The 22,776-nt window shown below is 63.8% G+C and carries 24 protein-coding genes; 14 read left to right on the top strand and 10 right to left on the bottom strand.

Features of this window, described 5'->3' with window-relative positions; all coding sequences use genetic code 11:
* Positions 1–41 precede the first annotated feature (41 nt).
* Entirely contained in the window at positions 42–1,118 is a 1,077-nt protein-coding gene (ada, locus tag OOT33_RS01125) for a bifunctional DNA-binding transcriptional regulator/O6-methylguanine-DNA methyltransferase Ada (protein ID WP_307748136.1), read from the bottom strand.
* A 97-nt stretch (positions 1,119–1,215) separates the two neighbouring features.
* On the bottom strand, positions 1,216–3,015 hold the full coding sequence (locus OOT33_RS01130) for an ATP-binding cassette domain-containing protein (protein WP_307748137.1): 1,800 nt from the start codon (positions 3,013–3,015) through the stop codon (positions 1,216–1,218).
* Between the two features lie 96 nt (positions 3,016–3,111).
* On the opposite strand from OOT33_RS01130, the gene OOT33_RS01135 reads away from it, so the two are divergent.
* From OOT33_RS01135 to OOT33_RS01160, 6 genes are all read left to right on the top strand, one after another.
* Positions 3,112–3,849: an SIMPL domain-containing protein gene (locus OOT33_RS01135; RefSeq protein ID WP_307748139.1), complete on the top strand. Its 738-nt coding sequence runs from the start codon at positions 3,112–3,114 to the stop codon at positions 3,847–3,849.
* Positions 3,850–3,918: 69 nt separating this feature from the next.
* Positions 3,919–4,236, top strand: a complete 318-nt coding sequence (locus tag OOT33_RS01140; protein WP_307748141.1) for a hypothetical protein — start codon at positions 3,919–3,921, stop codon at positions 4,234–4,236.
* A 10-nt stretch (positions 4,237–4,246) separates the two neighbouring features.
* Positions 4,247–4,915, top strand: a complete 669-nt coding sequence (locus OOT33_RS01145; RefSeq protein WP_307748142.1) for a response regulator — start codon at positions 4,247–4,249, stop codon at positions 4,913–4,915.
* Positions 4,916–4,986: 71 nt separating this feature from the next.
* Positions 4,987–6,297 (top strand): ATP-binding protein, encoded by a 1,311-nt coding sequence (locus OOT33_RS01150; RefSeq protein WP_307749260.1) that lies wholly within the window; start codon positions 4,987–4,989, stop codon positions 6,295–6,297.
* 41 nt (positions 6,298–6,338) lie between these two features.
* Complete coding sequence (locus tag OOT33_RS01155; RefSeq protein ID WP_307748143.1) at positions 6,339–6,785, top strand: iron-sulfur cluster assembly scaffold protein; 447 nt, start codon at positions 6,339–6,341, stop codon at positions 6,783–6,785.
* Entirely contained in the window at positions 6,782–7,108 is a 327-nt protein-coding gene (locus OOT33_RS01160; protein ID WP_307748144.1) for a DUF423 domain-containing protein, read from the top strand. Before OOT33_RS01155 ends, OOT33_RS01160 begins: the two co-directional genes overlap by 4 nt.
* Here OOT33_RS01160 and aroB read toward each other — a convergent pair.
* Positions 7,105–8,211, bottom strand: coding sequence for a 3-dehydroquinate synthase (gene aroB / locus OOT33_RS01165; protein WP_307748145.1), 1,107 nt, complete (start codon positions 8,209–8,211; stop codon positions 7,105–7,107). The genes OOT33_RS01160 and aroB overlap by 4 nt on opposite strands.
* On the bottom strand, positions 8,208–8,747 hold the full coding sequence (locus tag OOT33_RS01170; protein WP_307748146.1) for a shikimate kinase: 540 nt from the start codon (positions 8,745–8,747) through the stop codon (positions 8,208–8,210). The genes aroB and OOT33_RS01170 overlap by 4 nt, the downstream gene beginning before the upstream one ends.
* Positions 8,748–8,832: 85 nt before the next feature.
* Here OOT33_RS01170 and OOT33_RS01175 point away from each other — a divergent pair, with 85 nt between their 5' ends.
* From OOT33_RS01175 to OOT33_RS01195, 5 genes are all read left to right on the top strand, one after another.
* Complete coding sequence (locus tag OOT33_RS01175) at positions 8,833–9,015, top strand: hypothetical protein (protein ID WP_307748147.1); 183 nt, start codon at positions 8,833–8,835, stop codon at positions 9,013–9,015.
* Positions 9,016–9,017: 2 nt separating this feature from the next.
* Positions 9,018–10,868, top strand: coding sequence for a hypothetical protein (locus OOT33_RS01180; protein WP_307748148.1), 1,851 nt, complete (start codon positions 9,018–9,020; stop codon positions 10,866–10,868).
* A gap of 25 nt (positions 10,869–10,893) precedes the next feature.
* Positions 10,894–11,790, top strand: coding sequence for a tyrosine-type recombinase/integrase (locus OOT33_RS01185; protein WP_373690511.1), 897 nt, complete (start codon positions 10,894–10,896; stop codon positions 11,788–11,790).
* An 11-nt stretch (positions 11,791–11,801) separates the two neighbouring features.
* Positions 11,802–12,746 (top strand): acetyl-CoA carboxylase carboxyltransferase subunit alpha, encoded by a 945-nt coding sequence (locus tag OOT33_RS01190; RefSeq protein ID WP_307748150.1) that lies wholly within the window; start codon positions 11,802–11,804, stop codon positions 12,744–12,746.
* Between the two features lie 119 nt (positions 12,747–12,865).
* Positions 12,866–14,293 carry a M48 family metalloprotease gene (locus OOT33_RS01195; RefSeq protein WP_307749261.1) on the top strand — a complete coding sequence of 476 codons (1,428 nt, stop codon included), beginning with the start codon at positions 12,866–12,868 and terminating at the stop codon, positions 14,291–14,293.
* Between the two features lie 132 nt (positions 14,294–14,425).
* Here OOT33_RS01195 and OOT33_RS01200 read toward each other — a convergent pair whose 3' ends face one another.
* The 3 genes from OOT33_RS01200 to OOT33_RS01210 all read right to left on the bottom strand — a co-directional run bounded on the left by OOT33_RS01200 (position 14,426) and on the right by OOT33_RS01210 (position 15,137).
* Positions 14,426–14,584: a Flp family type IVb pilin gene (locus OOT33_RS01200; RefSeq protein ID WP_307748151.1), complete on the bottom strand. Its 159-nt coding sequence runs from the start codon at positions 14,582–14,584 to the stop codon at positions 14,426–14,428.
* Positions 14,585–14,652: 68 nt separating this feature from the next.
* Positions 14,653–14,811 carry a Flp family type IVb pilin gene (locus OOT33_RS01205; protein WP_307748153.1) on the bottom strand — a complete coding sequence of 53 codons (159 nt, stop codon included), beginning with the start codon at positions 14,809–14,811 and terminating at the stop codon, positions 14,653–14,655.
* Between the two features lie 128 nt (positions 14,812–14,939).
* The gene (locus OOT33_RS01210; RefSeq protein WP_307748154.1) at positions 14,940–15,137 is read right to left on the bottom strand and encodes a Flp family type IVb pilin; all 198 of its coding nucleotides are present in this window, start codon (positions 15,135–15,137) and stop codon (positions 14,940–14,942) included.
* A 65-nt stretch (positions 15,138–15,202) separates the two neighbouring features.
* Between OOT33_RS01210 and OOT33_RS01215 the strand changes: the two genes are divergently transcribed.
* Entirely contained in the window at positions 15,203–15,622 is a 420-nt protein-coding gene (locus tag OOT33_RS01215) for an NUDIX domain-containing protein (RefSeq protein WP_307748156.1), read from the top strand.
* 45 nt (positions 15,623–15,667) lie between these two features.
* Here OOT33_RS01215 and OOT33_RS01220 read toward each other — a convergent pair whose 3' ends face one another.
* Together OOT33_RS01220 and gyrA are read right to left on the bottom strand one after the other, a co-directional pair.
* Positions 15,668–16,015 (bottom strand): DUF952 domain-containing protein, encoded by a 348-nt coding sequence (locus OOT33_RS01220; protein WP_307748157.1) that lies wholly within the window; start codon positions 16,013–16,015, stop codon positions 15,668–15,670.
* Positions 16,012–18,708: a DNA gyrase subunit A gene (gene gyrA / locus OOT33_RS01225; RefSeq protein ID WP_307748158.1), complete on the bottom strand. Its 2,697-nt coding sequence runs from the start codon at positions 18,706–18,708 to the stop codon at positions 16,012–16,014. The genes OOT33_RS01220 and gyrA overlap by 4 nt, the downstream gene beginning before the upstream one ends.
* A gap of 294 nt (positions 18,709–19,002) precedes the next feature.
* On the opposite strand from gyrA, the gene OOT33_RS01230 reads away from it, so the two are divergent.
* Positions 19,003–20,286: a hypothetical protein gene (locus OOT33_RS01230; protein ID WP_307748159.1), complete on the top strand. Its 1,284-nt coding sequence runs from the start codon at positions 19,003–19,005 to the stop codon at positions 20,284–20,286.
* A 54-nt stretch (positions 20,287–20,340) separates the two neighbouring features.
* On the opposite strand, the gene OOT33_RS01235 is transcribed toward OOT33_RS01230, so the two are convergent.
* Positions 20,341–20,805, bottom strand: a complete 465-nt coding sequence (locus OOT33_RS01235; RefSeq protein WP_307749262.1) for an Lrp/AsnC ligand binding domain-containing protein — start codon at positions 20,803–20,805, stop codon at positions 20,341–20,343.
* Between the two features lie 180 nt (positions 20,806–20,985).
* Between OOT33_RS01235 and OOT33_RS01240 the strand changes: the two genes are divergently transcribed.
* Positions 20,986–22,743 (top strand): histidine kinase dimerization/phospho-acceptor domain-containing protein, encoded by a 1,758-nt coding sequence (locus OOT33_RS01240; RefSeq protein ID WP_307748161.1) that lies wholly within the window; start codon positions 20,986–20,988, stop codon positions 22,741–22,743.
* Positions 22,744–22,776 lie beyond the last annotated feature (33 nt).

The following is a 22,776-nucleotide window of genomic DNA, read 5'->3' on the forward strand; positions in this document are numbered from 1 at the left end:
CTGGCCGTTCAATTGACGCATAGTTGAGGTGTTATCGCGCTTCATGGCCGGGAGGACTGCTCCATGGCGAGGATCGCGCGCTTGCGTTCGACGCCCCAGGCGTAACCCGAGAGTGTGCCATCGTTGCGAACGACCCGGTGGCAGGGGATGGCTATCGCCAGTCTATTGGCGGCACATGCGCCTGCGACAGCCCGTATCGCGCTGGGCGCCCCGATCCGCTGGGCGACTTCGCTATATGAGCGCGTCTCCCCGATCGGAATATCACGCAGCGCCTTCCATACGCGCTGTTGAAACGCAGTGCCGCGCACGTCGAGCGGCAGTTCCAGCCCAATCTCGGGTTGTTCCACGAAGCCCACTACCGCAGCGACGACCGCCTCGTAATCGGCGTCTGCACCGATGAGCGTGGCGCACGGGAAACGCTCTTGCAGATCGCGCGCCAGCAGATCGGGATCGTCGCCGAGAAGGATGGCCGCTACTCCCCTGGGACTGGATGCGACCAGGATGGAGCCGAAGGTTGTTTCGCCGATCGCGAAGCGGATCTCCTCTTTCGCTCCGCCCTTGCGGAAACTGGATGGTGTCATGCCAAGAAGGCCATTTGAGGCCTCGTAAAAGCGGCCGCTTGAACTGAACCCGGCATCGTACATCGCTTCCGTGACGCTTATGTCGCGAGACAGTGCCGTGCGCAGGCGCTTCGCGCGATGCGCGGCAGCGTAGCCTCGCGGTGTAAGGCCGGTATGTGCTTTGAAGATCCGGTGCACATGGCCCGGGCTGACCCCGAGCGCCTCGGCGAGATCGGTCAATGAGGGCCTGGTCTCGCTCGTCTCAATCAGCCGACATGCCTTCGTAACGAATTCTGCGGTCGCGATCGCGGCGGGCGGCCCATCAGGCTTGCACCGCCTGCACGCCCGGAAGCCGGTCTGCCGCGCGCTCTCAAGCGTGTCATGGATGGTCACATTGCCGGGATTACAGGCTCGCGAAGGGCAGGACGGCCGACAATAGATGCCGGTCGTGCTGACCGTGTACCAGAATTCCCCATCAGCGGTTTTGTCGCGCGCGACGATCCGTGCCCATCGCGGATCGGCTAGTATTACCTCTGCCTGCTTGTCCTGACTGCTCATGATGCTCTCTCTTTGCAAATCAGGATCAGCCTAGCGGGTTCATCATATCGCGAAACTCCGACTCTTGCTCTCAAATCCAATCTCGTGAGGCAATCGCCTACCGCGCCATCTCCTCAACCATCTCGGCCAGTTCGAGCCAGCGTTCTTCCGCTGCGTCTTTCTCTGCGCGTGCCTTCTCGATTGCAGCCATCAGCGCGGCGAAGCGGGTGGGGTTGTTGGTATAGAGATCCGGGTCGGCGATGGCCGCCTCGTCCCGCGCGATTGCTGCTTCCAGCTCCTCGATCTTCGCGGGCAGCAGATCATAGTCCCGCTGGTCCTTGTAACTCAGCTTGGCCGCCTTGGCGGGCGGGGCGGGAGGGGGCAAGGCGGCATCGCCCTTTGCGGGCGAGGCGCTGCGCTTTGCCGGGTCTGACCGCCGCGTCCGCTGTTTCTCCCAGTCTTCATAGCCGCCAGCGACGACATCGACCTTGCCCGAGCCGTCCAGCCCCAGAGTGATCGTCACCGTCTTGTCGAGAAAGTCGCGGTCGTGGCTGACGATCAGGACCGTGCCGGCGTAATCGGCGATCACCTCCTGCAACAGGTCGAGCGTTTCGAGGTCGAGGTCATTGGTCGGCTCGTCGAGCACAAGCAGATTCGATTCGCGGGCGAACTCGCGCGCCAGCAGCAGGCGGGACCGCTCCCCGCCCGAAAGCGTGCCGACCTTGGCATCCGCCAGCTTGGGGTCGAACAGGAACTCCTTCAAATAGCCCTGAACGTGCTTGCGGACCCCGCGCACGTCGATCCAGTCTCCGCCCTCGGCCAGCACGTCGCGCACGCGCTTTTCAGGCGCCATCAGCTTGCGCTGCTGGTCTATGACGATGCCGTCGAGCGTGTTTGCGCGTGTAATCGTACCTTCGTCGGGCATGATCTCGCCGGTGAGGAGGCGCAGCAGAGTCGTCTTGCCCGCGCCATTGCCGCCGACGACGCCGATGCGGTCGCCGCGCTGGATGCGCAGCGAGAAATCGCGGATGATGGCGCGGTCGCCAAAGCGCTTTGTCACATGTTCCGCCACGATCACGCTCTTGGTCTTGACCTCGTCATTCACCACCGCGAGCTTGGCGATGCCCTGCGGCCCTAGCATAGCGGCGCGCTGTGCCCGCATTTCGTGCAGCTTGGCCAACCGCCCCTGGTTGCGCTTGCGGCGCGCAGTGACGCCGCGCTCCAGCCAGTGTGCCTCGATCTTCAGCTTTGCGTCGAGCTTTTCCGCTGCGCGCGCTTCCTCGGCATAGACCTTCTCCATCCATGCCTCGAACCCGCCGAAGCCGATCTCGTTGCGGCGCAGGCTGCCCCGGTCGAGCCACAGGGTCTGGCGGGTGAGGCGGGTGAGGAAAGTGCGGTCATGGCTGATGACGATGAACGCGCCGGTATAGCGCTTCAGCCAGTCTTCCAGCCAGTCGATCGCCGCGATGTCGAGATGGTTGGTGGGTTCGTCGAGCAGCAGCAGGTCCGGCTCGGAGGCGAGCGCCCGGCAGATGGCGGCTCGGCGGCGCTCGCCCCCGCTTGCCGTTGCGGCTTCGCGGGAGAGGTCGATGCCGATCTGGTGGGCAATCGCCTCTACCTCATGCTGCGGCGGCGCATCCGGGCCTTTCAGCGCGAAATCGAGCAGAGTGGCAAAGCCCGAAACATCCGGGTCCTGCTCCAGCATCACGACATGCGTGCCCGGCACGATCGAGCGGCGGCCCCGGTCCGCCTCCACCTCGCCCGCGATCAGGCGCAGCAGCGTCGTCTTGCCCGCGCCATTGCGGCCGATGAGCGCGAGCCTGTCCCGCTCGCCGATGTGAAGGTCAAGCCCCTCAAACAGCCAGCCGGCGCCCTGGATGAGGCCCAGCCCCTCGTACGATAAGATTGGTGCAGCCATGATCTGCGCCGCCTAGACCCTCATTCAGCCCGCAGCAAGGGAACGATTGGCCTAATAAGGAGATTGTCTCGCAAACTCACATTCTCAGGAGATGCTATGCCCAAGGCTCGTACATATCTGCCCCTCGCGCTCATGTTCGCCGCCGCCGCGCCGTTGCCGCTGGCCGCGCAAGCTCAGATGCCGAGCGTGACGGCGCAAAGCCAGACGCCGCTGCTCACGCTGAACATAACCGAAAATATCGAGGCCAAGCCCGATCTTGCGATGATCGGCGTGGGCGTTCAGTCGAACGCACTGACGGCGGTGCAGGCCTTGCGAGCCAACAGCACTCAGATGAACGCGGTCATCGCGGCGGCAAAGGCGAAGGGCGTCGCCGCGAAGGATATTCAGACGAGCGGATTCAGCCTCAATCCACAATATGACTATCGCGACGGGCAGTCGGTCTTCAAAGGTTATCAGGTCAGCAACATGGTGACCATCAAGACCCGCGATATCGAAAATCTGGGCGCATTCCTCGATGCCATGGTGGCGAACGGCGGCAATACGATCAATGGCCCCACGTTCAGCGTCGAAAATCCCGAGCCCTTGCTGGTGCAGGCGCGCCAGCGGGCGCTGGCCTCGGGCGCGGCTCAGGCGCAGTTTTACGCGAGGGGCGCGGGCTATTCGACCGCGCGGCTGGTGTCCATCTCGGAGGCGATGAACTATTCGCGCCCGGTCGATGCCATGGCTCCGCGCCCGGTGGTCGCCCAGATGGCGAAGGCGGAGGTGGCCAATGTCGAGCCGGGGCAGGTCAGCAACGGCGTAACTGTCACGCTGCAATATGTTCTGGAGCGGTAGAGCGCACCTGTCTTGAAACTGACTCCGCTATTCACCGCTTGTTCAAAGGCCATGACTTATGACAGAAGCATGACGATGCTGAGCCGCCTGTTCCTGTCTTCCCTGCTGTCGCTTTCCGCTTATGGCACGATGACGCTGCCTGATGCGCTGGCGCGCGGTCCGCGAGATGAACAGGACGCCGCTCGCCGCGCGATGCTGGAGGGGAGGGCCATGCCTTTTTCCACGATCAAGCGGCGTGTTGAGGGAGAGATGGGCGATGCCACCTATCTCGGCTCCGAGTTTCACCAGAATTCGAACCGCTATCGCCTGAAATATGTGCGCGATGGGCGGGTCGTCTGGGTCGATGTCGATGGCCGCACCGGCGAGGTGATGGGCCGGGCGCACTGAAAGGCGGACTATGCGGTTGCTGGTTGTTGAAGACGAACCCAATCTGGGCAGGCAGCTCAAGTCGACGCTGGAAGGCGCGGGCTATGCGGTCGACCTTGCCACCGATGGCGAAGATGGCCACTTCATGGGCAGTACAGAGAGCTATGATGCCGCCGTGCTCGATCTCGGCCTGCCGGAGATCGATGGCCTCACTGTGCTGGATCGGTGGCGCAGGGAGGGGCGGTCCTTCCCCGTACTCGTGCTCACCGCGCGCGATTCATGGTCCGACAAAGTTGCAGGGCTGGATGCGGGCGCCGACGATTATCTTGCGAAGCCTTTCCAGTCCGAGGAATTGATCGCCCGGCTGCGCGCGCTCATTCGCCGAGCATCCGGCAATGCGTCGAGCGAACTGACCGCAGGAGATGTCCGGCTCGACACCCGCTCGGGCAAGGTCACGCTCAAGGGTGAGCCGGTGAAGCTCACCGCGCAGGAGTATAAGCTGCTCTCCTACCTTCTCCATCACAAGGGCAAGGTGGTGAGCCGCACTGAGCTGATCGAGCATATCTACGACCAGGATTTCGACCGCGATTCAAATACCATCGAGGTGTTTGTTACACGGATTCGCAAGAAACTCGGGCCTGATGTCATCACCACGATCCGTGGTCTTGGCTATAGCCTTGAGGAGCCAGTCGCGTCATAAACTGTCCGGCAAAGGACAGACACCAGATCATGCCGACCCCCGTGCGCACCACAGGCTCGCTGAGCCGCCGGATGATGATCGTCGCGGCGCTGTGGATCATCATCATGCTGGCGGGCGGCGGTGTGGCGCTGGATCGGTTGCAGGGCGATGCGATCACCCGCAATTTCGATGATGGCATGGCCTATGCCCTCACGGCGATGATCGCATCGGCGGAGATCGGCCCTGACGGCGAGGTATTCTTCAATCGCCAGCTTGCCGATCAACGGTTCCTCGAACCCAATAGCGGCCTCTATTACCAGATCAGCGCGCGCGGGCATGAGGATTGGCGTTCGCGATCCTTGTGGGACCGGGCGCTTAAGCTCGATGTCGATTATCCCAGCTCCGAAATGCGGATCTATGACAGCATGCAGTTTCCGGACGAGAGCCTGCGCGTGATGGAGCGCAAGGTTATCATACCCGGCTCCAATGATCGCTGGACCTTTGCCGTGGCGCAGGCGCGCTCTGGCCTTGATTCGCAAATCCGGGCACTACGGTTCACGCTGGTGCGCAGTTTCGCATTGCTCGGTATCGGCCTGTTCCTGATGGCGAGCATCCAGAGTTTTTATGGCCTGCGCCCATTGCGCGCGCTGCGGCGGGAAATCGGGCGGATGCGCGCGGGCGAAAAGAGCAGGGTTACGGAGGCCGTGCCGGACGAGGTTCTGCCGATGGTCGAGGAACTGAACGCGCTGCTCGCGCATAATGAGCGGCAGGCGGAGGAGGCGCGGGCGCATGCGGGCAATCTCGCTCACGCGCTCAAAACGCCGCTCACCGTCATCATGAATGCCGCAACGGCTGATGCGCCCGATCTCAAGGACACGATCATGCGCGAGGCGGCGACGATGCGGCGGCAGGTGGATCACCACCTCGCCCGCGCGCGTGCCGTCGGCCGGCGCGGCACAGCGCAAAGTCGGGCCAACGTGTGGGAGAGCCTGCAGGCGGTGGAACGCGCGGTGGCGCGGCTCTACCCCGATGTCCGGGTGGATATGGACGGCGATGCGGCGGCATCAGTGCTTGTGGAGCGGCAGGATCTCGATGAGTTGCTCGGCAACCTGATAGAGAACGCCGCGAAATATGGCGGGGGCAGCGTGTTCGCGACGGTGCGGCCCGCGCCGGACGGTCAGATGGTGTGGATCGATATAGAGGACGACGGCCCCGGCATCCCTGATGCGGAACGGGCGCGCATTTTCGATCGGGGCGTGCGGCTGGACAGCGCCAAGCCTGGCACCGGGCTTGGCCTCGCGATCGTGCGCGACGTGGCGGAGATCTATCAAGGCTCGGTGGCCCTGATGGAGAGCGAAGATCTGGGTGGCCTGCTGGTGCGCCTCAGCCTGCCAGCGGGATGAAGGCTGTTTCGCTCGGCCAGCAAATGGGCTAGGCTCAAGCCATGTCATCCCACCTCTATAATCGCGACATTTTGCGGCTGGCGGCTTCGCTGGCGGGGCAGGGGCGGCTCGATCGCGCGGATGCCAGCGCGGATCGCCGCTCTCCCACCTGCGGCAGCCGCGTCATCGCCGATGTGTCGCTGGACGATCGAGGGCGCATCGGCGCGCTGGGTCTGGAGGCGCGCGCCTGCGCGCTGGGGCAGGCTTCCGCCGCGCTGGTTCACGCCCACGGCACAGGCAAGACAGCCGAAGAGATGCGGGCCGCGGCAGATGCGCTGCGCGTCTGGCTGGCGGGTGCAGAGGGAGAGGCGAATTTCTGGCCGGGGGTCGCCGTGTTCGAGGCCGCGCGCGGCTATCCTGCGCGCCACCCTTCGATATTGCTGGCCTTCGAGGCTGTGCGGGACGCCGCTGAAGCCGCGCGAGCCGCGCGCAAGGGCGAGGCGGCATGATCGGCCTTCTCGCGGCGCTGAGCGCAGCGCTCGCCATTGCGGCGGGGGCCTTCGGCGCGCACGGCGCAGCCTCGCCCCAAGCGGCGGAATGGTTGCGGACGGGGGGCATGTATCAGCTCTTGCATGCCGTCGCGGCGCTGGTGTTGGTGCAGACGCTGCGCGGTCCGGCGATCGTCATGCTGGCGGGGGCGGCGATTTTCGCAGGTACCTTATATCTGATGGCGCTGGGTGCGCCGCGCTGGCTGGGCGCGATCACGCCCATTGGCGGATCGCTGCTGATCGCGGCCTGGCTTTGGGCGGCGTGGAGTTACTGGCGGAGCTAGGCGCGTTCCTCGCGATCGAGAAATGCCGCTACCGCTTCGAGATTGACTGTCTTGTCCAGAAAGGTCTGCCCGATCCCGCGCGCCAGAAGGAAGGGCAGGGTGCCGCCCTCCATCTTCTTGTCATGCAGCATATGCGCGACCAGCGCCGCGCCATCCGCGCCTATGCCCGCGTCCTTGAGTGAAGCGGGCAAGCCAATTTTCTTCAGATGCGCGCTGACCCGCTCGGCATCTTCGTCGGAGCAAAGGCCCTGCGCGGCGGAGAAACGAAAGGCCAGCGCCATTCCGGCCGCCACAGCCTCGCCATGGAGCAGCCGGTCCGAATAGCCCGTCTCGGCTTCCAGTGCGTGGCCAAAAGTGTGGCCGAGGTTTAACAACGCCCGGCGTCCGGTCTTTTCCTCCTCGTCCTCCGCGACGATGGCGGCTTTCGCCCGCACGCTGATCTCTATCGCGTGCGTCCGGGCGGTGCAATCACCCGCCAGCAGGGCGGCTCCATTGGTCTCGCACCACTGGAAGAAATCCGGTCGATCAATCAGGCCGTATTTCACCACCTCGGCATAGCCCGCCCGAACCTCGCGCGGAGGGAGGGTGTCGAGCGTGGTCGGGTCTATCAGCACCAGCGCGGGCTGATGAAACGCGCCGACCAGGTTCTTCCCCGCCGCCGCGTTGATCGCGGTTTTCCCGCCCACGGAGCTGTCCACCTGCGACAATAATGTGGTGGGGATCTGGATGAAGCGGCAGCCGCGCTTCAAAATCGCCGCCGCGAAGCCGACGAGATCACCGATAACGCCGCCGCCCAGCGCGATGATCGCATCCTTGCGCTCCACACCCAGCTCCAGCAAACGGTCCATCAGCGCAGATAAGCCGGACCAGCTCTTGGTACCCTCTCCGGGCGGCAATATGATCGGGTCTATCGAAATGCCCTGCTCGGCAAGGCTGGCCTTCAGCCGGCTAAGCTGCGAGGCCGCGACATTCTCGTCGGTTACCACCACCAGCCGCGCGTTGCGGGCATAAGGCACAAGCTGCTCGCCAGCCCGGTCGAGCAGGCCATTCTCGATCCTGATCTCATAGCTGCGCGCGCCCAGCGAAACCGGAACGATGATCATAGCCCCAATGTCTCCACTATCTGTTCCACAGCCTGCTCGTGCGGGCCGGTACCGCTGATGATGCGGATCGGTGCGAGCGCATAGACCGGGTTACGCACGGCCGACAGTTCCGTCAGCACGGTGCGCGGATCCTTGCCGACGAGGAGCGGCCGGCCTTCGCGACGCGAGACGCGCTCCACCAGCACATCGATATCGGCATCGAGCCAGACCGCGATCGCGCGGTCTAGGATCAGCCCGCGCGTTTCGTCGTTCATGAACGCGCCGCCGCCCGTGGCAATCACCTTCCGTCCGCCCTCGATGAGGCGGGCGATCACCCGTCGCTCGCCGTTCCGGAATTCCTGCTCGCCAAAATGCTCGAATATTTCCGGGATGGTCATCCCTGCCGCATGGGCGATCTCTTCGTCCGCGTCGACGAAGGGCAGGCCCAGGCGCGCGGCGAGGCGGCGGCCGATGGTCGACTTACCCACTCCCATCATGCCGATGAGCACGATCGGCCGATCGTCTTGCCCTTGCGCGGATTTGCTGTTTTGTTCCATGCTGGGCGCGGCTATACAGCCATGCGCTTTTTGCGCAAAAGCGAAATTTGGATCAGTTCTACAGGCGGAGCCGCACGGCCTTATCATGAAAATCAGACGTACCAATGCCTTTGGTGAAGCTCCCCGGCGTCGCAGCCCTGTTCCCATCGGTTGCCTGCTGCCCGTCTTGATCCTGATCGCAGTCCTGGGGTGGGCATGGCATCAGGGCGGGGAGAAGCCGCTCAGCCATGTCGAAAAGCCGATAGCGGCGGACAAGCTCGGGCATTGAGCATGGCAGGGGTCAGGCACAAGGGCTGGCGCTGGATGGCGGGCGCGGCGATAGGCGGGCTGGCGCTCAGCATCGCGGTGCCTCTTGTAGCCGGGCGGGCGCCGACTTCGCTGCTTCCCCCCGGTTTCGGCGATGAGCCAGCGGCCGAAAAGGCCGGGCAGCCGCCTGTCAGGTCCCCGAATCCGGCATCGCCCGCTCCGGGCCAGCCGCCGAGGCAGACCGGCCTTCAGCTTGACCTGTCCGATGTAGGCGGCCCGCCGCCCGTCCCGTTGCCGCCCGAGGCGGGCAATGCCGCGATGGAGAATCAGCTCACTCCTGAAGAGCTGGCAGCGGAACAGCAGAAATACGACTTGCCCGAGGGCGCGCACAGATCGCTGGATCGTGTTGGCCCGCAGACAGCAGAAGCGGGTGGCTTGCCGGAAAACGCCTTCGGCATTGCGTCCGGTCCCTTCCTGGCCACCCTGCTGCGCGAAACCAAAGCGCCGCTCGCGTCGCGCTGGCAATCCATCCTGCTGCGTCGCGCGCTGTTGTCCGCCAGCCAGACGCCCCAGGGAATCAACGGCGCGGACTGGGCGGCAGAGCGCGCCTGGATGCTGGTGCGCATGGGAGAGGCGGATGCTGCGCGCAGCCTGGTGCAGAGCGTGGACAGCGATCAGTACACCCCCCGCCTGCATGCGGTGGCGATGCAGGCCTATCTTGCGAGCGCTGACCCGGTGGGCCTGTGCGCGATCCAGCAGGGCGGGGCGGGCAGCAGCAAGTCTCCCGGTTGGCTGATGGCCGAGGCGATGTGCGCCTCTTTCGCTGCCGAGCAGGGGCGGGCAAGCGCGATCCTGAACCAGACACAGCGGCGCGGCGATGTGAGCGGCATCGACTATCGCCTGACTGAAAAGATCGTCGGCGCGGGGGCCAATGCACGGCGCTCGGTGAAGATCGAGTGGGATGGCGTGGAGCGGCTGACCGCGTGGCGCTATGGCCTTGCCACCGCCGCCAATGTCGATATTCCCGCGCCACTGATCGCGCAGGGAGGTGCCCATGTGCTGGCGTGGCAGGCCCGCGCGCCGATGCTCAGCCCGCTCGCCCGTTTACCCGGCGTTGAGGCTGCGGCCCGCCTCGGTGTGTTTTCCGGCAGTGCGCTTGTCGATTTCTACAGCGGGCTGGAGGGCACGGAGGGGCTTCCCGATGATCTTGCGGATCGGTTGACTGCGCTGCGCCGTGCGTATGCCGGGGCCGATGCGGCAGACCGGCTTGAAGGCATGCGCAGCCTGTGGTCCCCCGCCGGAGGGTGGGATCTGGTCCGGCTGTTGTCGGTGTCGCGTGCTGCGGCGGCATTGCCCCTGACGGACGTGAACGGTGCGGACCTCAGTCGGCTGATCGCTGCCATGCTGAGCGCGGGATACGACCTCAGCGCGATGCGATGGGCCGGGGCCCGAGAGGCGCTCGGCGAGGCGGATGGCACCGACGCATGGGCCATGCTGGCGGTTGGCGCGCCACGCATAGTGGTCGGCATCGATACCGGGCGGCTGCGCGATTATGCAGACGCCTCGCCGCGCGGCAGGATGGCGCTGGCGGCGCTGGCGGGGCTTGGGCGCATCAGTGGCGAGGCGTTGCAGGACGCTGCGGCAGATGGGCGGCTTGACCGACGCATACGCAGCCGCTGGGCGCGTGAGATCGCGGCGGCGGCCGGGCGGGGGGAGCGTGGAACTGTGGCGATCCTGGCTGCCGTGGGCATGCAGACCTCCCGATGGAGCGCGATGCCGCCGGAGCACCTCTATCACATCGTTTCGGCGCTGCACCGCGTGGGGCTGGACCCCGAGGCGCGGATGATCGCGGCCGAGGCGATCATGCGGAGCTGACAGGCGAATGGCGGCGCCGACGGCCTTGCAGGCCGACAGGCCGCTGATCGACCGCTATCTCGAAATGCTGAGCGTGGAGCGCGGGGCAGCACGCAATACCATCCTAGCCTATCGCAACGACCTGGAAGCGGCGAGCGCGCATGTTCGCGGGCTTGGCGGCGCGGATGCAGAGGGGCTTCGCGCTCTGGTTGGCGAATGGGCTGCGCTCGCTCCCTCCACCGTTTCGCGCAAGCTATCGGCCCTGCGCGGCTTTTACGCGTTTCTCGAGGCCGAGGGCGTGCGGGACCACAATCCGGCGCACAGCGTTGCCCGGCCCGGCCTGCGCCGCCCGCTGCCCCGTATCCTCAGTCATGAGGAGGTCGCGCGTCTGTTCGAGGTGGCGGAGGAGCGGGCAGGCGGAGAGCGTCCTGCCCATCACGATGTGCGAATGCTGGCACTGCTCGAGCTGCTCTATGGCTCCGGCTTGCGCGCCACGGAGCTGATGTCGCTGCCGCGCACCGCAATTCATCCTGACAGGCCGTTCCTTATCCTGAAGGGCAAGGGCGGACGCGAACGGCTGGTGCCGGTGTCTGATCGCGCCCGTGCGGCGGCGGCGCGGTGGGCCGCTTTTGTGCCAGGCGGACAGCCATGGCTGTTCCCTTCGGGCAAATCCCATATCTCGCGCATCCGCCTGTTTCAGATGGTGCGCGAATTGGGCGCAGCGGCGGGCATTGAGCCGAGCCGCATCAGCCCGCATGTTCTGCGCCACGCCTTCGCCACGCACCTGCTGTCTGGCGGGGCGGATCTGCGCGCGCTCCAGACCATGCTGGGCCATGCGGATATCGGCACCACGCAGATCTATACCCATGTCGACAGCGCGCATCTCGTCGAACTCGTCAATCGCCGCCATCCGCTCGTTGACCTGAAGCGCGGAGCGGCCTAACGCCATCATCCATGGTTACGTTTCTGGACTTTGAAAAGCCGATCGCCGCGCTCGATGCCCGTATCGCCGAACTGAGGGATACTGCCCAATCCGGCGAGCTCAATATAGATAGCGAGATCGGCAAGTTGCAGCAGCGCGCCGACAAGATGCTGGCGGATACCTATGCGAAGTTGACGCCCTGGCAGAAGACGCAGGTCGCCCGCCATCCCGACCGCCCGCATTTCAAGCATTATGTGGCGGGGCTGTTCGACGAATTCATCCCGCTTGCCGGGGATCGCGCCTTTGGCGACGATCAGGCGATACTGGGCGGATTTGCGCGACTGGGCAAAAGGCGCGTCATGGTGATCGGCCATGAGAAGGGCGACGACACCGCGAGCCGTCTGCGCCACAATTTCGGCATGGGTAAGCCCGAGGGCTATCGCAAGGCGATCCGGCTAATGCAGCTCGCCGACCGTTTCGGCCTGCCGGTGGTGACGCTGGTGGATACGTCCGGCGCGTTTCCGGGCGTGCAGGCGGAGGAGCGGGGGCAGGCGGAGGCCATCGCCCGCTCGACCGAACAGTGCCTCGCGCTTGGCGTGCCGATGGTCGCGGCAATCGTGGGTGAAGGCGGATCGGGTGGCGCTATCGCGCTTGCCGCCGCCAACCGCGTGCTGATGCTGGAGCACGCCGTCTATAGCGTCATCTCGCCGGAGGGCTGCGCTTCCATTCTGTGGCGTACGGCGGAAAAGGCGAGCGACGCGGCCACCGCGATGCAGGTGACGGCGCAGGATCTCAAGGCCTTGAACGTGATCGATCGCATCGTGCCGGAGCCGGTCGGCGGCGCGCACCGCGACCCTGCGCAGGCCGTAGCCGCGCTCGGCCGGGCCATTACGGAGGAGCTGGACAGCCTTGTCCGGCTCGATACTGCAACATTGCGTAAGGACCGGGCAGACAAGTTTCTTGCCATGGGGCAATAAGCACCCAATATTGCGTGCGGGAACGATCGGCGGCTTGGCCGGTTAAACCCTGAAAAGTGGGAGAGCTCCATATGCAGATGAAGCGCTTGTTCCTGAGCTGTGGCCTGCTTGCGCTGGTGATGGCCTGCGGCGAAGAGAGTGGCAGCAAGACCAAACCTATCCCGCTGGCGACATCGATCAGCGCGAAGGACAAGCAGGAAGGCGCGAAGGCTCATCCTGAATTGCTGCAGGAATTCGGCGGCGCTTATCAAGGGCCGCAGACCGCCTATGTGGTGAATGTAGGCCGCAAGATCGCGTCGCAATCCAGCCTGTCGAGCGTTCAGAGCGACTTTACCGTGACCCTGCTCAACAGTTCGGTCAACAACGCATTCGCGATCCCCGGCGGCTATGTCTATATCACGCGCCAGCTCATGGCGCTGTGCAACGACGAGGCCGAAATGGCGGGCGTATTGGGGCACGAGGTCGGCCATGTCGCGGCCATGCACAGTCAGCGCAGGCAAAAGGCCGCTACGCGCAACGCGATAGGCGGCACCTTGCTTCAGATTCTTACGCAGGCGACGCTGGGAAGCTCGGGGCTGGGCGGATTGCTTCAGCAGGGCATCGGGCAGGGGGCGCAGCTCCTCACGCTCAAATTTTCCCGCAGTCAGGAATATGAGGCGGACGACCTCGGCATCCGCTATCTCGCCAAGGGCGGATATGATCCGAAGGCATTGTCCTCGATGCTCGCCTCGCTTGCGGCGCAAAGTGCTCTCGACGCGCGGATCTCCGGGCAGACAAAGGATATGCCCGAATGGGCAAGTACGCACCCGGACCCGGCCTCGCGCGTTCAGCGGGCGCTTCAGCGGGCACGGGACACCGGCTCTACCAATACGCTGCGCAACCGTGACGCGTTTCTCGCGGCGTTGAACGGCGTGATCTATGGCGACGATCCCAAGCAGGGCGTGGTGAACGGCAGCCAGTTCATTCACCCGGACCTCAGGATTGCGTTCACAGCGCCCACTGGCTTCGCGCTGAATAACGGCACACAGGCGGTGACGATCTCAGGATCGAGCGGGCAGGCGCAATTCAGCGGCGGGCCTTATTCAGGCAACCTCGACTCATATGTCACCAGCGTATTCCGGGCGCTTGCCAAGAATGACAGCTTCACACCCCAATCGATCCAGCACGGATCGGTAGGCGGCATGAATACCGCGTACACCACAGTGCAGGCAAACGGCCAGTCCGGCCCGGTCGATGTGACCGTGATCGCCTATGAGCTGGCACCCAATCAGGCGTTCCATTTCATTACGATGACGGCGGCGGGGCAGGGCTTCGGACCCTTCGCGGGAATGACCCAGTCCTTCCGGCGGATCAATGCGCAGGAGGCGGCGGCGGTGAAGCCGCGCAAGGTGGCCGTCGTGACCGTGAAGTCAGGAGATACGGTCAATTCGCTCTCGGCGCGCATGGCGTATAACGACTATAGGCTGGAGCGATTCCTCACCTTGAACGCTCTCAATGCGTCCTCCACGCTCACGCCGGGGCAAAAGGTCAAGATCGTTACCTATTGATCCGTGCGCGTCTTACTTTGGATGAAACCGGGATTCACGTTGCAGGCAATTCGCCCTGAAACGATAATGGTCTAACGAAAAAGGCGGCGGGATTTGCTCCCGCCGCCTCTTTTTTTCAATCGTGACAAGACCTTAAAGGTTGTTGCCCACATTATTGAAAGTGTTCTGAAGCTTGTTGCCCATGCTGCCCATCGCGGTGATGGCAGCAACGGCGATCAGAGCGGCGATCAGACCATATTCGATGGCGGTCGCGCCCTTCTCATTCTTGAGCATTTTTTTCCGAAACAGCATTTCTTGCATCTCCCACAATGTATGCAACCAATGAGGTCTTGCAGCAAAAACCCTAGGCGACAGGCGCCTTAGAGGTTGTTGCCGACGTTGTTGAAGGTGTTCTTCAGCTTGTTGCCCATGCTGCCCATCGCGCTGATGGCGGCAACGGCGATGAGAGCGGCGATCAGGCCATATTCGATGGCGGTCGCACCCTTGTTGTTCTTCAGCATCTTACGGAAAAAGGCCATGTGATGTCTCCTTGAAAAGCTTGCCTCTAACTACCCGGCTTGATGGTTTCCCATTTCAGCGTTCCGAAAATTAGGGGCGATGGGTAAAATAAATCTTAAAAAATTGGCGGAAAAACCGGGATTGTCGGTTAACCGGCGTTAGTCACGTTTTGCGCGACGTTGTTCCACATATTGCCCGTCTGGCCCGCTACAAAACTGAGCGAACCGACAATGGCGAGCGCGATCATGGCGAGGATGACCCCATATTCGATGGCCGTTGCCCCGCGATTGCAACGCAAAAGGCCGCGCTCTTTGCCCGGTGCGATACGATGGAAGAGGTTTGTCATGTCGCCAGCCTCTCGATATGAAGACGCGGGAACAGGTTCTAATGGCTGAGGCGTTAATAAAATCTTTGCAAACGGAACGCGCGGCGCGCGGACCACTCATCGTGGTGGCGGCGGCTCTTGTCGATGCCGAAGGCCGGGTGCTGTTGCAGCAACGGCCGGAGGGAAAGTCCATGGCTGGGCTGTGGGAGTTTCCGGGCGGCAAGGTCGAGCCGGGCGAGACCCCGCAGGCCGCGCTCGTGCGGGAGCTGGAAGAGGAACTGGGTATCCTTACCTATGAAAGCTGCCTCGCGCCAGCAACCTTTGCCTCCGAGGCGCTGGATGACAGGGACCTGTTGCTGCTCCTCTATGTATGCCGCAAATGGACTGGCGTGCCCGAGTTGCGTCACGCCTCCGCGCTGCGCTGGGTAAGGCCGGTCGAGATGTTTTCCCTGCCGATGCCGCCGGCCGACCTGCCTATGATTGGCGTGCTCGACGCGTTGCTATAGGCAACAAACGCGCTATCACGAAGAATCTTTCGTGAGCCAGCTTGTTCAGAAGCCAGCAGGAAAAATGTGTTTTCCGTCGGGGCCCATGCGCAGGGTTGCCTTCGTCGTGACGGCGCTCATCGGGATCGGGCCGTAAACATGGGGAAACAGTGCGCCCCCGCGCGACAACTCCCATTTCACGGTCTCGCCCAGCGCGGGCAGGTCTATCATCGCCAGCACGAGGTCGTCCTGCCCCGCGAAATGCTTTGCGACCGTCTCTACCACCTGATCGCGGGCGGAGAGGTGGATGTAGCCATCCGCAATGTCGACTGGCGCGCCGGTGAAGCTCTCATCCGCGCGCCATTGTGTCCATTGATCGCGCGTCAGGACTTTATAGGCGAACAGATCGGTCATTCGGATGTCGGAAGAGCGTCCGCTTCGCTGCCTTCCTCGCTCTCGCCGCTCTCGCTGATCTTGGCTGCGGACACGACATGCTCTTCGTCCGCCACGTTGAACAGGCGCACGCCCGCCGAGCCGCGCCCAATCACGCGCATGGAATTGAGGCCCATGCGGATCAACTTGGCCTGATCGGTGACGAGCATCAACTGGTCGTCGCGCGTGGCGGGGAAGCTGGCGACCACGAGTCCGTTGCGCGCGATATTGTCGATGTTGGTGATGCCCTGGCCACCGCGCCCGGTGCGCCGATATTCGTAGGCGGAGCTGAGCTTGCCATAGCCATTTGCGCAAACGGTGAGGATGAACTGTTCCCTTTCCGCCATCTCCGCCATGCGTTCGGGCGACAGTGAAGGTTCGCCTTCCTTCTCGCCTTTCCACGGAGCGAAGCGAAGATAGGCTTCGCGCTCCTCCTGCGTGGCGCCGGATCGGTGGAGAATGGAGAGCGAGATCACCTCGTCGCCCTGCTTCAGCGTCATGCCGCGCACGCCAGTGGACGAGCGGCTCTGGAACTCGCGAATGTCGGACCCCATGAAACGGATAGCCTTGCCCTGGCGGCTGGCGAGCAGCACGTCGTCATTCTCGCTGAGCAGCGCGACGCCGATCAGGCAGTCGTCGGCATCTTCACCCTCGAACTTCATGGCGATCTTGCCGTTGGACGGGATATTGGCGAAGGCGTCCATGCTGTTGCGACGCACGGACCCGTTCTTCGTCGCGAACATGACGTGCAGGTCTTTCCAGCTCTCCTCATCCTCGGGCAGCGGCAGCACGGTCTGGATGGTCTCGCCCTCGCCCAGGGGGAGCAGGTTTACCATCGGCCGCCCGCGCGTTGCAGGGCCACCCTCCGGAAGGCGCCAGACCTTGAGACGATAGACCTTGCCTAAGGTAGAGAAGAACAGCACCGGCGTGTGGGTGCTGGTGACGAACAGCTCGGTGATCGCATCCTCGTCCTTGGTTGCCATGCCCGCGCGACCCTTGCCGCCGCGCGCCTGAGACCGGAAGCTGTCGAGCGGAGTGCGCTTGATATAGCCCTGCATCGTGACGGTAACGACCATGTCCTCGCGCTCGATCAGGTCTTCGTCTTCAATGCCGTCCGCCGCCGGTGCGAGAGTCGATTTGCGCGGCGTGGCAAATTCGGCCTCTATCGCCTCGAACTCTTCGCGCATTACGGTGTAGAGCTTGGCCCGGTCCGCCAAAATCGCGAGATATTCAGCAATATTGGCGGCGAGGCCTTGCAGCTCGTTGCCGATCTCGTCCCGCCCCAGCGCAGTGAGGCGATGCAGGCGCAGATCGAGGATCGCACGCACTTGAAGTTCGGACAGGCGATAACTGTCGCCCTCGATCTCGGTCTCGATCGCCTCGACCAGGCGGATATAGGGCGCGATCTCCGCCACCGGCCATTCGCGTGCCAACAGCTTTTCGCGCGCGTCGGCGGGGCTGGAGGCTCCGCGGATGATGCGGACGACTTCGTCGAGGTTGGTGACGGCGACAACAAGGCCCAACAATAGGTGCGCCCGCTCGCGCGCCTTGTTCAGCTCGAACTTGGTGCGGCGGGTGATGACCTCCTCGCGGAACTTGATGAAGGCCTCAATGATGTCCTTGAGGTTCAGGAGCTCCGGCCTGCCGCCCCTGATCGCCAGCATGTTTGCGGGGAACGAGGACTGCGCGGGCGTGTGACGCCAGAGCTGATTGAGCACGACGTCAGGCGTGGCGTCGCGTTTCAGGTCGATGACGATGCGCACACCCTCACGGCTCGATTCGTCGCGGATGTCGGAAATGCCCTCGATCCGCTTGTCCTTCGCCGCCTCCGCGATCTTTTCGACGAGACCGTTCTTGCCGGTTTGGTAAGGAATCTCGGTCAGCACGATGGAGCGTCGGTCGCCGCGTCCCTCCTCGATCTCGTGGCGCGAGCGCATTATGATCGAACCGCGCCCGGTGGCGTAGGCCGAGCGCGCACCAGACTGGCCGAGGATCAGCGCGCCGGTCGGAAAATCCGGGCCGGGGACGATCTGCATGAGCTCATCGAGCGAGATCAGCGGATTGTCCATCGTGGCGAGGCACGCGCGCAGCACTTCGCCCAGATTGTGCGGCGGCACGTTGGTCGCCATGCCCACAGCGATGCCGCCTGCGCCGTTGACCAGCAGGTTGGGGAAGCGGGCGGGCAGCACCTGCGGCTCCCGCTCAGATCCGTCATAATTCGGCGTGAAATCGACCGTATCCTTGTCGAGATCGTCGAGCAGCGCGTTCGCCACCTTGGCGAGGCGGGCCTCGGTGTAGCGCATCGCCGCCGGGCTGTCCGGGTCCATCGATCCGAAGTTCCCCTGACCATCGATCAGCGGCACCCGCATCGACCAGTCCTGCGTCATGCGGGCAAGCGCATCATAGATCGAGCTGTCGCCGTGCGGGTGATATTTACCCATGACATCGCCGACGATGCGCGCCGACTTGCGATAGGGCTTGCCTGCGACGAAGCCCTGCTCGTGCGCGCCGAAGAGGATGCGACGGTGGACGGGCTTCAGGCCATCGCGCACATCGGGCAGCGCGCGGCTGACGATGACGGACATTGCATAATCGAGATAGCTCGACTTCATCTCGTCGACGATGTCGATCGGGCTGATGTCTGAAGGTTCGGCGAGCAATGTCCCGTCGGTCAAGGCGTCTCTCTTTTCATTTTTGAGGCTGCTACAAATCGGTGGCTTGTCCTAGCCGCTTCCGGGGGCGCTGTCACCCCTCGCGCGCAGGCGCGCACGCACACGCGCGTGAGCGGACGAGCTCTGGCGTCGGCGGACCGTGGCGCAACGGCGTTTAACCGGATATACGCGCATGACAAGCGCGCGTCCGCCCGCTATGGAACCGCCATTCAACCATCATTCACGCTGCGGATATTATTTCCGCCGTGGAAGGCAGGATTTCCGTCGGTCGTTTCCGGCGCAAGAGGAGAAGAATGGATGCGTAAAGTTTCGCCGGTCGCACTGGGTCTGATGCTGGCATTGGGAGGCGTTTCGCTCGGCGTTTCCGCGCCGGCTGTCTATGCGAAGGCAAAGGCTCCGACAGCACCGCAGGCGAAGCCGAGCGCGGGGTTCCTCGGGCCGGTGCAGAAGCTTCAGGAAGCGGTTAACAAGAAAGACATCGCCGCCGCTCAGGCCGCGCTTCCGGCCGCGCAAGCAGCCGCCAAGACGCCGGACGACGCCTATTTTCTCAATTCGATGAAGCTCAATCTCAGCATTCTCGCCAACGACGCTGTCATGCAGGGCGAGGCGCTCAAAGGCATGCTGGACTCGGGTTTTGTGCCGCCTGAGCAGCAGGGCCAGTTCAGCGCGATTCTCGCCAGCCGCGCCTATGATGCCAAGGATTATGACACCGCGCTCAGCTATGGCGAAAAGGCTGCCGCGCTGAACTATAAGCCTGAGGAAGTAAACGTTGTTCTGGCGCAGGCGATCTGGGCAAAGGGCAAGGGCAACCCCTCCGAAATCGCGCGCGGCCTGGATTACTTTAGAAAGGCGATCGATGCCCGCAAGGCTGCAGGCCAACCTGTTGATCCAAGCTGGTATCAGATGGGCGTACAGCAGGCATCGAGGGCCAACTTGCCGCAGATCAAGGACTGGGCCACGATGGCCTACGACGCCCGACCGACTGGTGATGCCCTGCGGACCCTGTTGCGCATATATCAGCGCGAGAATCCAGCGATGACCAGTCGAGAGAACCTCGACCTGCTGCGCCTGATGCAATATTCGGGCGGTCTCGGGGTGAAAGGTGACTTTCTCGAATATGCCGAGATGGCCTTCAAGGGCGGTATCTACGGCGAGGTGAAATCCGTGATCGATGCCGGGCGAAGCGCACGCGATGCACGCAGCAACTTCTATCTCACTTCGGTGGACGGGAACGATACCTACACCATTGCGAGCCAGAAGATCGCGGCCGACAAGGCAACGCTGGCTGGGGCAGCGGCAGATGCCGCCAAGGCGGCTACTGGCAAAGTCGCGGCGGCGACAGCTGATGCCTATATGGGCTATGGTGACAACGCAAAGGCGATCAGCCTCTATGAGATGGCGCTGCAGAAGGGCGGAGCCGGGGTTGATGTCGCCGAGGTGAACACCCGCCTCGGCATCGCGCAGGCGCGCGCGGGTAACACCGAGGCAGCCAAAGCGAGCTTCGCAAAGGTGACGGGCGGCGCGCGCGGCGCAATCGCGCAATATTGGCTGAAATGGCTTAACCGCACACCCGCGGCATAAGCTGGCGGAAGGCTTGTGAATTGGCGGGCGGCGGGAGCAATCCTGCCGCCTGTTTCATTCGCCGATAGGTACGCCTGGCAGTGCCTTGGACGTGCGGATCGTCAAAGAGGTCTTTACGCTCGCGACATTGGGCGCAGAAGTGAGGTGCGCGGTAAGGAAGGTCTGAAAGCTTTGTAAATCCCGCGCGACGACCTTCAGCATGAAATCAATTTCGCCATTGAGCATATGGCACTCCCGCACCTCCGGCAGAGCGGCAACATGGCTTTCGAACGCCCGTAAATCTGCTTCGGCCTGACTCTTGAGGCTCACCATCGCAAAGACGGTGATGCTATATCCCAGCGCTGCGGGGTCGAGATCGGCGTGATAGGCACGGATAACGCCTTGTTGCTCCAGCGATTTCACCCTGCGCAGGCAGGGAGGCGCCGTAAGGCCCACGCTGGTCGCAAGCTCGATATTGGTCATGCGCCCATCGTTCTGCAGCAGTGCAAGGATTGCCCTGTCTATGTCGTCCAGCCTGATATTACCGGCGCTCACGGCAATTTCCTTATCCAAAGAGGCGCTCTGAGGATAATAATATTCCGAGCCTTTGCAACCGTCCCACTATGCGACGAATCGTTTTTAACCCTGAACTGCCCTTTCCCTCTGGCTGCAAATTGAATAAGCCAAAACAGGCTTAGCGAGGGATTCACCTTGGGGGCGATGGAGACCTGGCAGTTGCGCTTCAATGATCTGACGCAGACCATATTGGCAGTGGAGGACCGGACTGGCAATGCCGCCGCGAGCCTTTGGCGCCAGTGCGTCGACATGCTTGCGCAACATGATCAGGCAGGCAAGATGGTGCTGCGGCAGGAAGACCGCGCGGCGCTGGTGGCGCGGCTGAACGACCTGCGCACCCAACTGAGCGAGGCACAGCGGATCGCCAGCGTGGTCGAGCTGGGGAGTCGCCTGCGCTCGCCCGCATTGGTAGAGTTTTTCGCGACCGACCGCCCTGCGGTGTGCGTGGCGGCATTGTCGCGCGCGCGCCTGCCCGATGCGATGTGGCCGGTGCTGCTCTCCCGCCTTGGGCCAACGGCGCGTGGCGTGTTGCGCGGGCGGCGCGACATCGGGCCGGAAACGCGACGCGCACTCGAGGCCTTCGGCCCGACTGACCTGGTGCTGGGTGACGACGGCGCAACGGCGGTGGTGTCCAACGACATCGGGTCGGCAGGTGTGGCTGACATGGGGCAGGAGCTTCTGCTCGACACGCCGGAGCCTGCCGACGGCGACCAGAAGCCAGAAGGCGAACGCAGCCAGATCCGCCAGCTGGTCGAACGGATCGAGCGGTTTACGAGCAGCGGCAAGCTACGCGCCATCGGTACGCCGGAGGCGGCCGAGCCGCGCGCAACCGAACAGGCTGCGTTGCGCGCCTTTCCGTTCGAGACGGACAGCGAAGGGACGCTGATCTGGGTGGGAGACGCCGCACGCACCGCATTGGTCGGCCTGTCGCTGGCGCAGATCGCCCTGCCCGGCGAGACCGGTCCGGACGGGCATGTTGCCGGCGCGTTTGCCCGGCGCAGCAGCTTCCAGCACGGACGCTTTTTCATCGGCGAAGGGCTGTACGAGGGTGAGTGGCGCTTGTCTGCCGTGCCATTTTTCGATCCCGCGTCCGGTCGCTTTCAGGGATATCGCGGGCAGGCACGACGACCGCTGGTGCACGAGATCCCGCACATGGCGGCGGGTGGTTCGGCGGCATCGGTGGCCCAGCCCTCGCTCGATTCGGTGCGCCAGCTCATTCACGAGCTGCGCACGCCGCTGAACGCCATTTTGGGTTTTGCGGAGATCATCGAGCAGCAGCTGTTCGGCCCGGCTGGCGTGCACTATCGCGAGATGGCGGGCAATATTCTCTCGGATGCGCGCCGTCTGCTCGCCGCGTTCGAGGAGATCGATGCAGCCGCCCGTGCCGCCGCTCCACAGGGGGGCGCGGGCGCTATCCCGCCCAAGAGCGCGGTGGATGTTACCGAACTGATCGAGAGTGCGGTCGGCTTGTTCGAAGCGGAGGGGGCTGCCCGCCTGCGCATTGCCGCCTCGGCCGATCTGCCGCGCGCCTATGTCGAGCCGGTGCAGTGCGAGCGCATGATCCAGCATCTCGTGCGCACGCTGATGCCGCTGACGCAGGGCGAAGAACCTGTGCAGGGCGCTCTGTGGTTCCAGCCGGATGGCACCGGTGGCAAGCTGATGCTCGGTTTCGATCGCCCGGCGCGTATCCGGGGGTTGGACGAGCACGAGCTGCTGGATCCCGGCTATGGAGCCGACGGCGACTGGCCCGATGCGCCGCTGCTCGGCCTCGGCTTTTCGATGCGGCTCGTACGCAGCCTTGCCATAGCGCAGGATTGTGCGCTGCGTATCGAGGCGGAGCGCCTGTTGCTGGAACTACCGGTGGCGCAGGGCGAAGCGCTGGCTGACGACGAAAGCGCCTAGGCCGCCTGCTGCGCGAGGGGCAATCCAATAGCA

The sequence above is a fragment of the Sphingobium sp. DEHP117 genome, assembly GCF_030867385.1.
Taxonomy (GTDB): domain Bacteria; phylum Pseudomonadota; class Alphaproteobacteria; order Sphingomonadales; family Sphingomonadaceae; genus Sphingobium.

Bases quoted from the DNA above. Each gene is read 5' to 3' on its own strand.
- OOT33_RS01205 (WP_307748153.1), bottom strand. From the start codon at position 14,811: ATGGCCTTTTTCCGTAAGATGCTGAAGAACAACAAGGGTGCGACCGCC.
- OOT33_RS01190 (WP_307748150.1), top strand. From the start codon at position 11,802: ATGGTTACGTTTCTGGACTTTGAAAAGCCGATCGCCGCGCTCGATGCC.
- ada (WP_307748136.1), bottom strand. From the start codon at position 1,118: ATGAGCAGTCAGGACAAGCAGGCAGAGGTAATACTAGCCGATCCGCGA.
- OOT33_RS01145 (WP_307748142.1), top strand. From the start codon at position 4,247: ATGCGGTTGCTGGTTGTTGAAGACGAACCCAATCTGGGCAGGCAGCTC.
- OOT33_RS01210 (WP_307748154.1), bottom strand. From the start codon at position 15,137: ATGACAAACCTCTTCCATCGTATCGCACCGGGCAAAGAGCGCGGCCTT.
- aroB (WP_307748145.1), bottom strand. From the start codon at position 8,211: ATGATCATCGTTCCGGTTTCGCTGGGCGCGCGCAGCTATGAGATCAGG.
- OOT33_RS01170 (WP_307748146.1), bottom strand. From the start codon at position 8,747: ATGGAACAAAACAGCAAATCCGCGCAAGGGCAAGACGATCGGCCGATC.
- OOT33_RS01160 (WP_307748144.1), top strand. From the start codon at position 6,782: ATGATCGGCCTTCTCGCGGCGCTGAGCGCAGCGCTCGCCATTGCGGCG.
- OOT33_RS01220 (WP_307748157.1), bottom strand. From the start codon at position 16,015: ATGACCGATCTGTTCGCCTATAAAGTCCTGACGCGCGATCAATGGACA.
- OOT33_RS01240 (WP_307748161.1), top strand. From the start codon at position 20,986: ATGGAGACCTGGCAGTTGCGCTTCAATGATCTGACGCAGACCATATTG.
- OOT33_RS01150 (WP_307749260.1), top strand. From the start codon at position 4,987: ATGATGATCGTCGCGGCGCTGTGGATCATCATCATGCTGGCGGGCGGC.
- OOT33_RS01175 (WP_307748147.1), top strand. From the start codon at position 8,833: ATGAAAATCAGACGTACCAATGCCTTTGGTGAAGCTCCCCGGCGTCGC.
- OOT33_RS01200 (WP_307748151.1), bottom strand. From the start codon at position 14,584: ATGCTGTTTCGGAAAAAAATGCTCAAGAATGAGAAGGGCGCGACCGCC.
- OOT33_RS01155 (WP_307748143.1), top strand. From the start codon at position 6,339: ATGTCATCCCACCTCTATAATCGCGACATTTTGCGGCTGGCGGCTTCG.
- OOT33_RS01135 (WP_307748139.1), top strand. From the start codon at position 3,112: ATGCCCAAGGCTCGTACATATCTGCCCCTCGCGCTCATGTTCGCCGCC.
- OOT33_RS01180 (WP_307748148.1), top strand. From the start codon at position 9,018: ATGGCAGGGGTCAGGCACAAGGGCTGGCGCTGGATGGCGGGCGCGGCG.
- OOT33_RS01230 (WP_307748159.1), top strand. From the start codon at position 19,003: ATGCGTAAAGTTTCGCCGGTCGCACTGGGTCTGATGCTGGCATTGGGA.
- OOT33_RS01130 (WP_307748137.1), bottom strand. From the start codon at position 3,015: ATGGCTGCACCAATCTTATCGTACGAGGGGCTGGGCCTCATCCAGGGC.
- OOT33_RS01195 (WP_307749261.1), top strand. From the start codon at position 12,866: ATGGCCTGCGGCGAAGAGAGTGGCAGCAAGACCAAACCTATCCCGCTG.
- OOT33_RS01140 (WP_307748141.1), top strand. From the start codon at position 3,919: ATGACGATGCTGAGCCGCCTGTTCCTGTCTTCCCTGCTGTCGCTTTCC.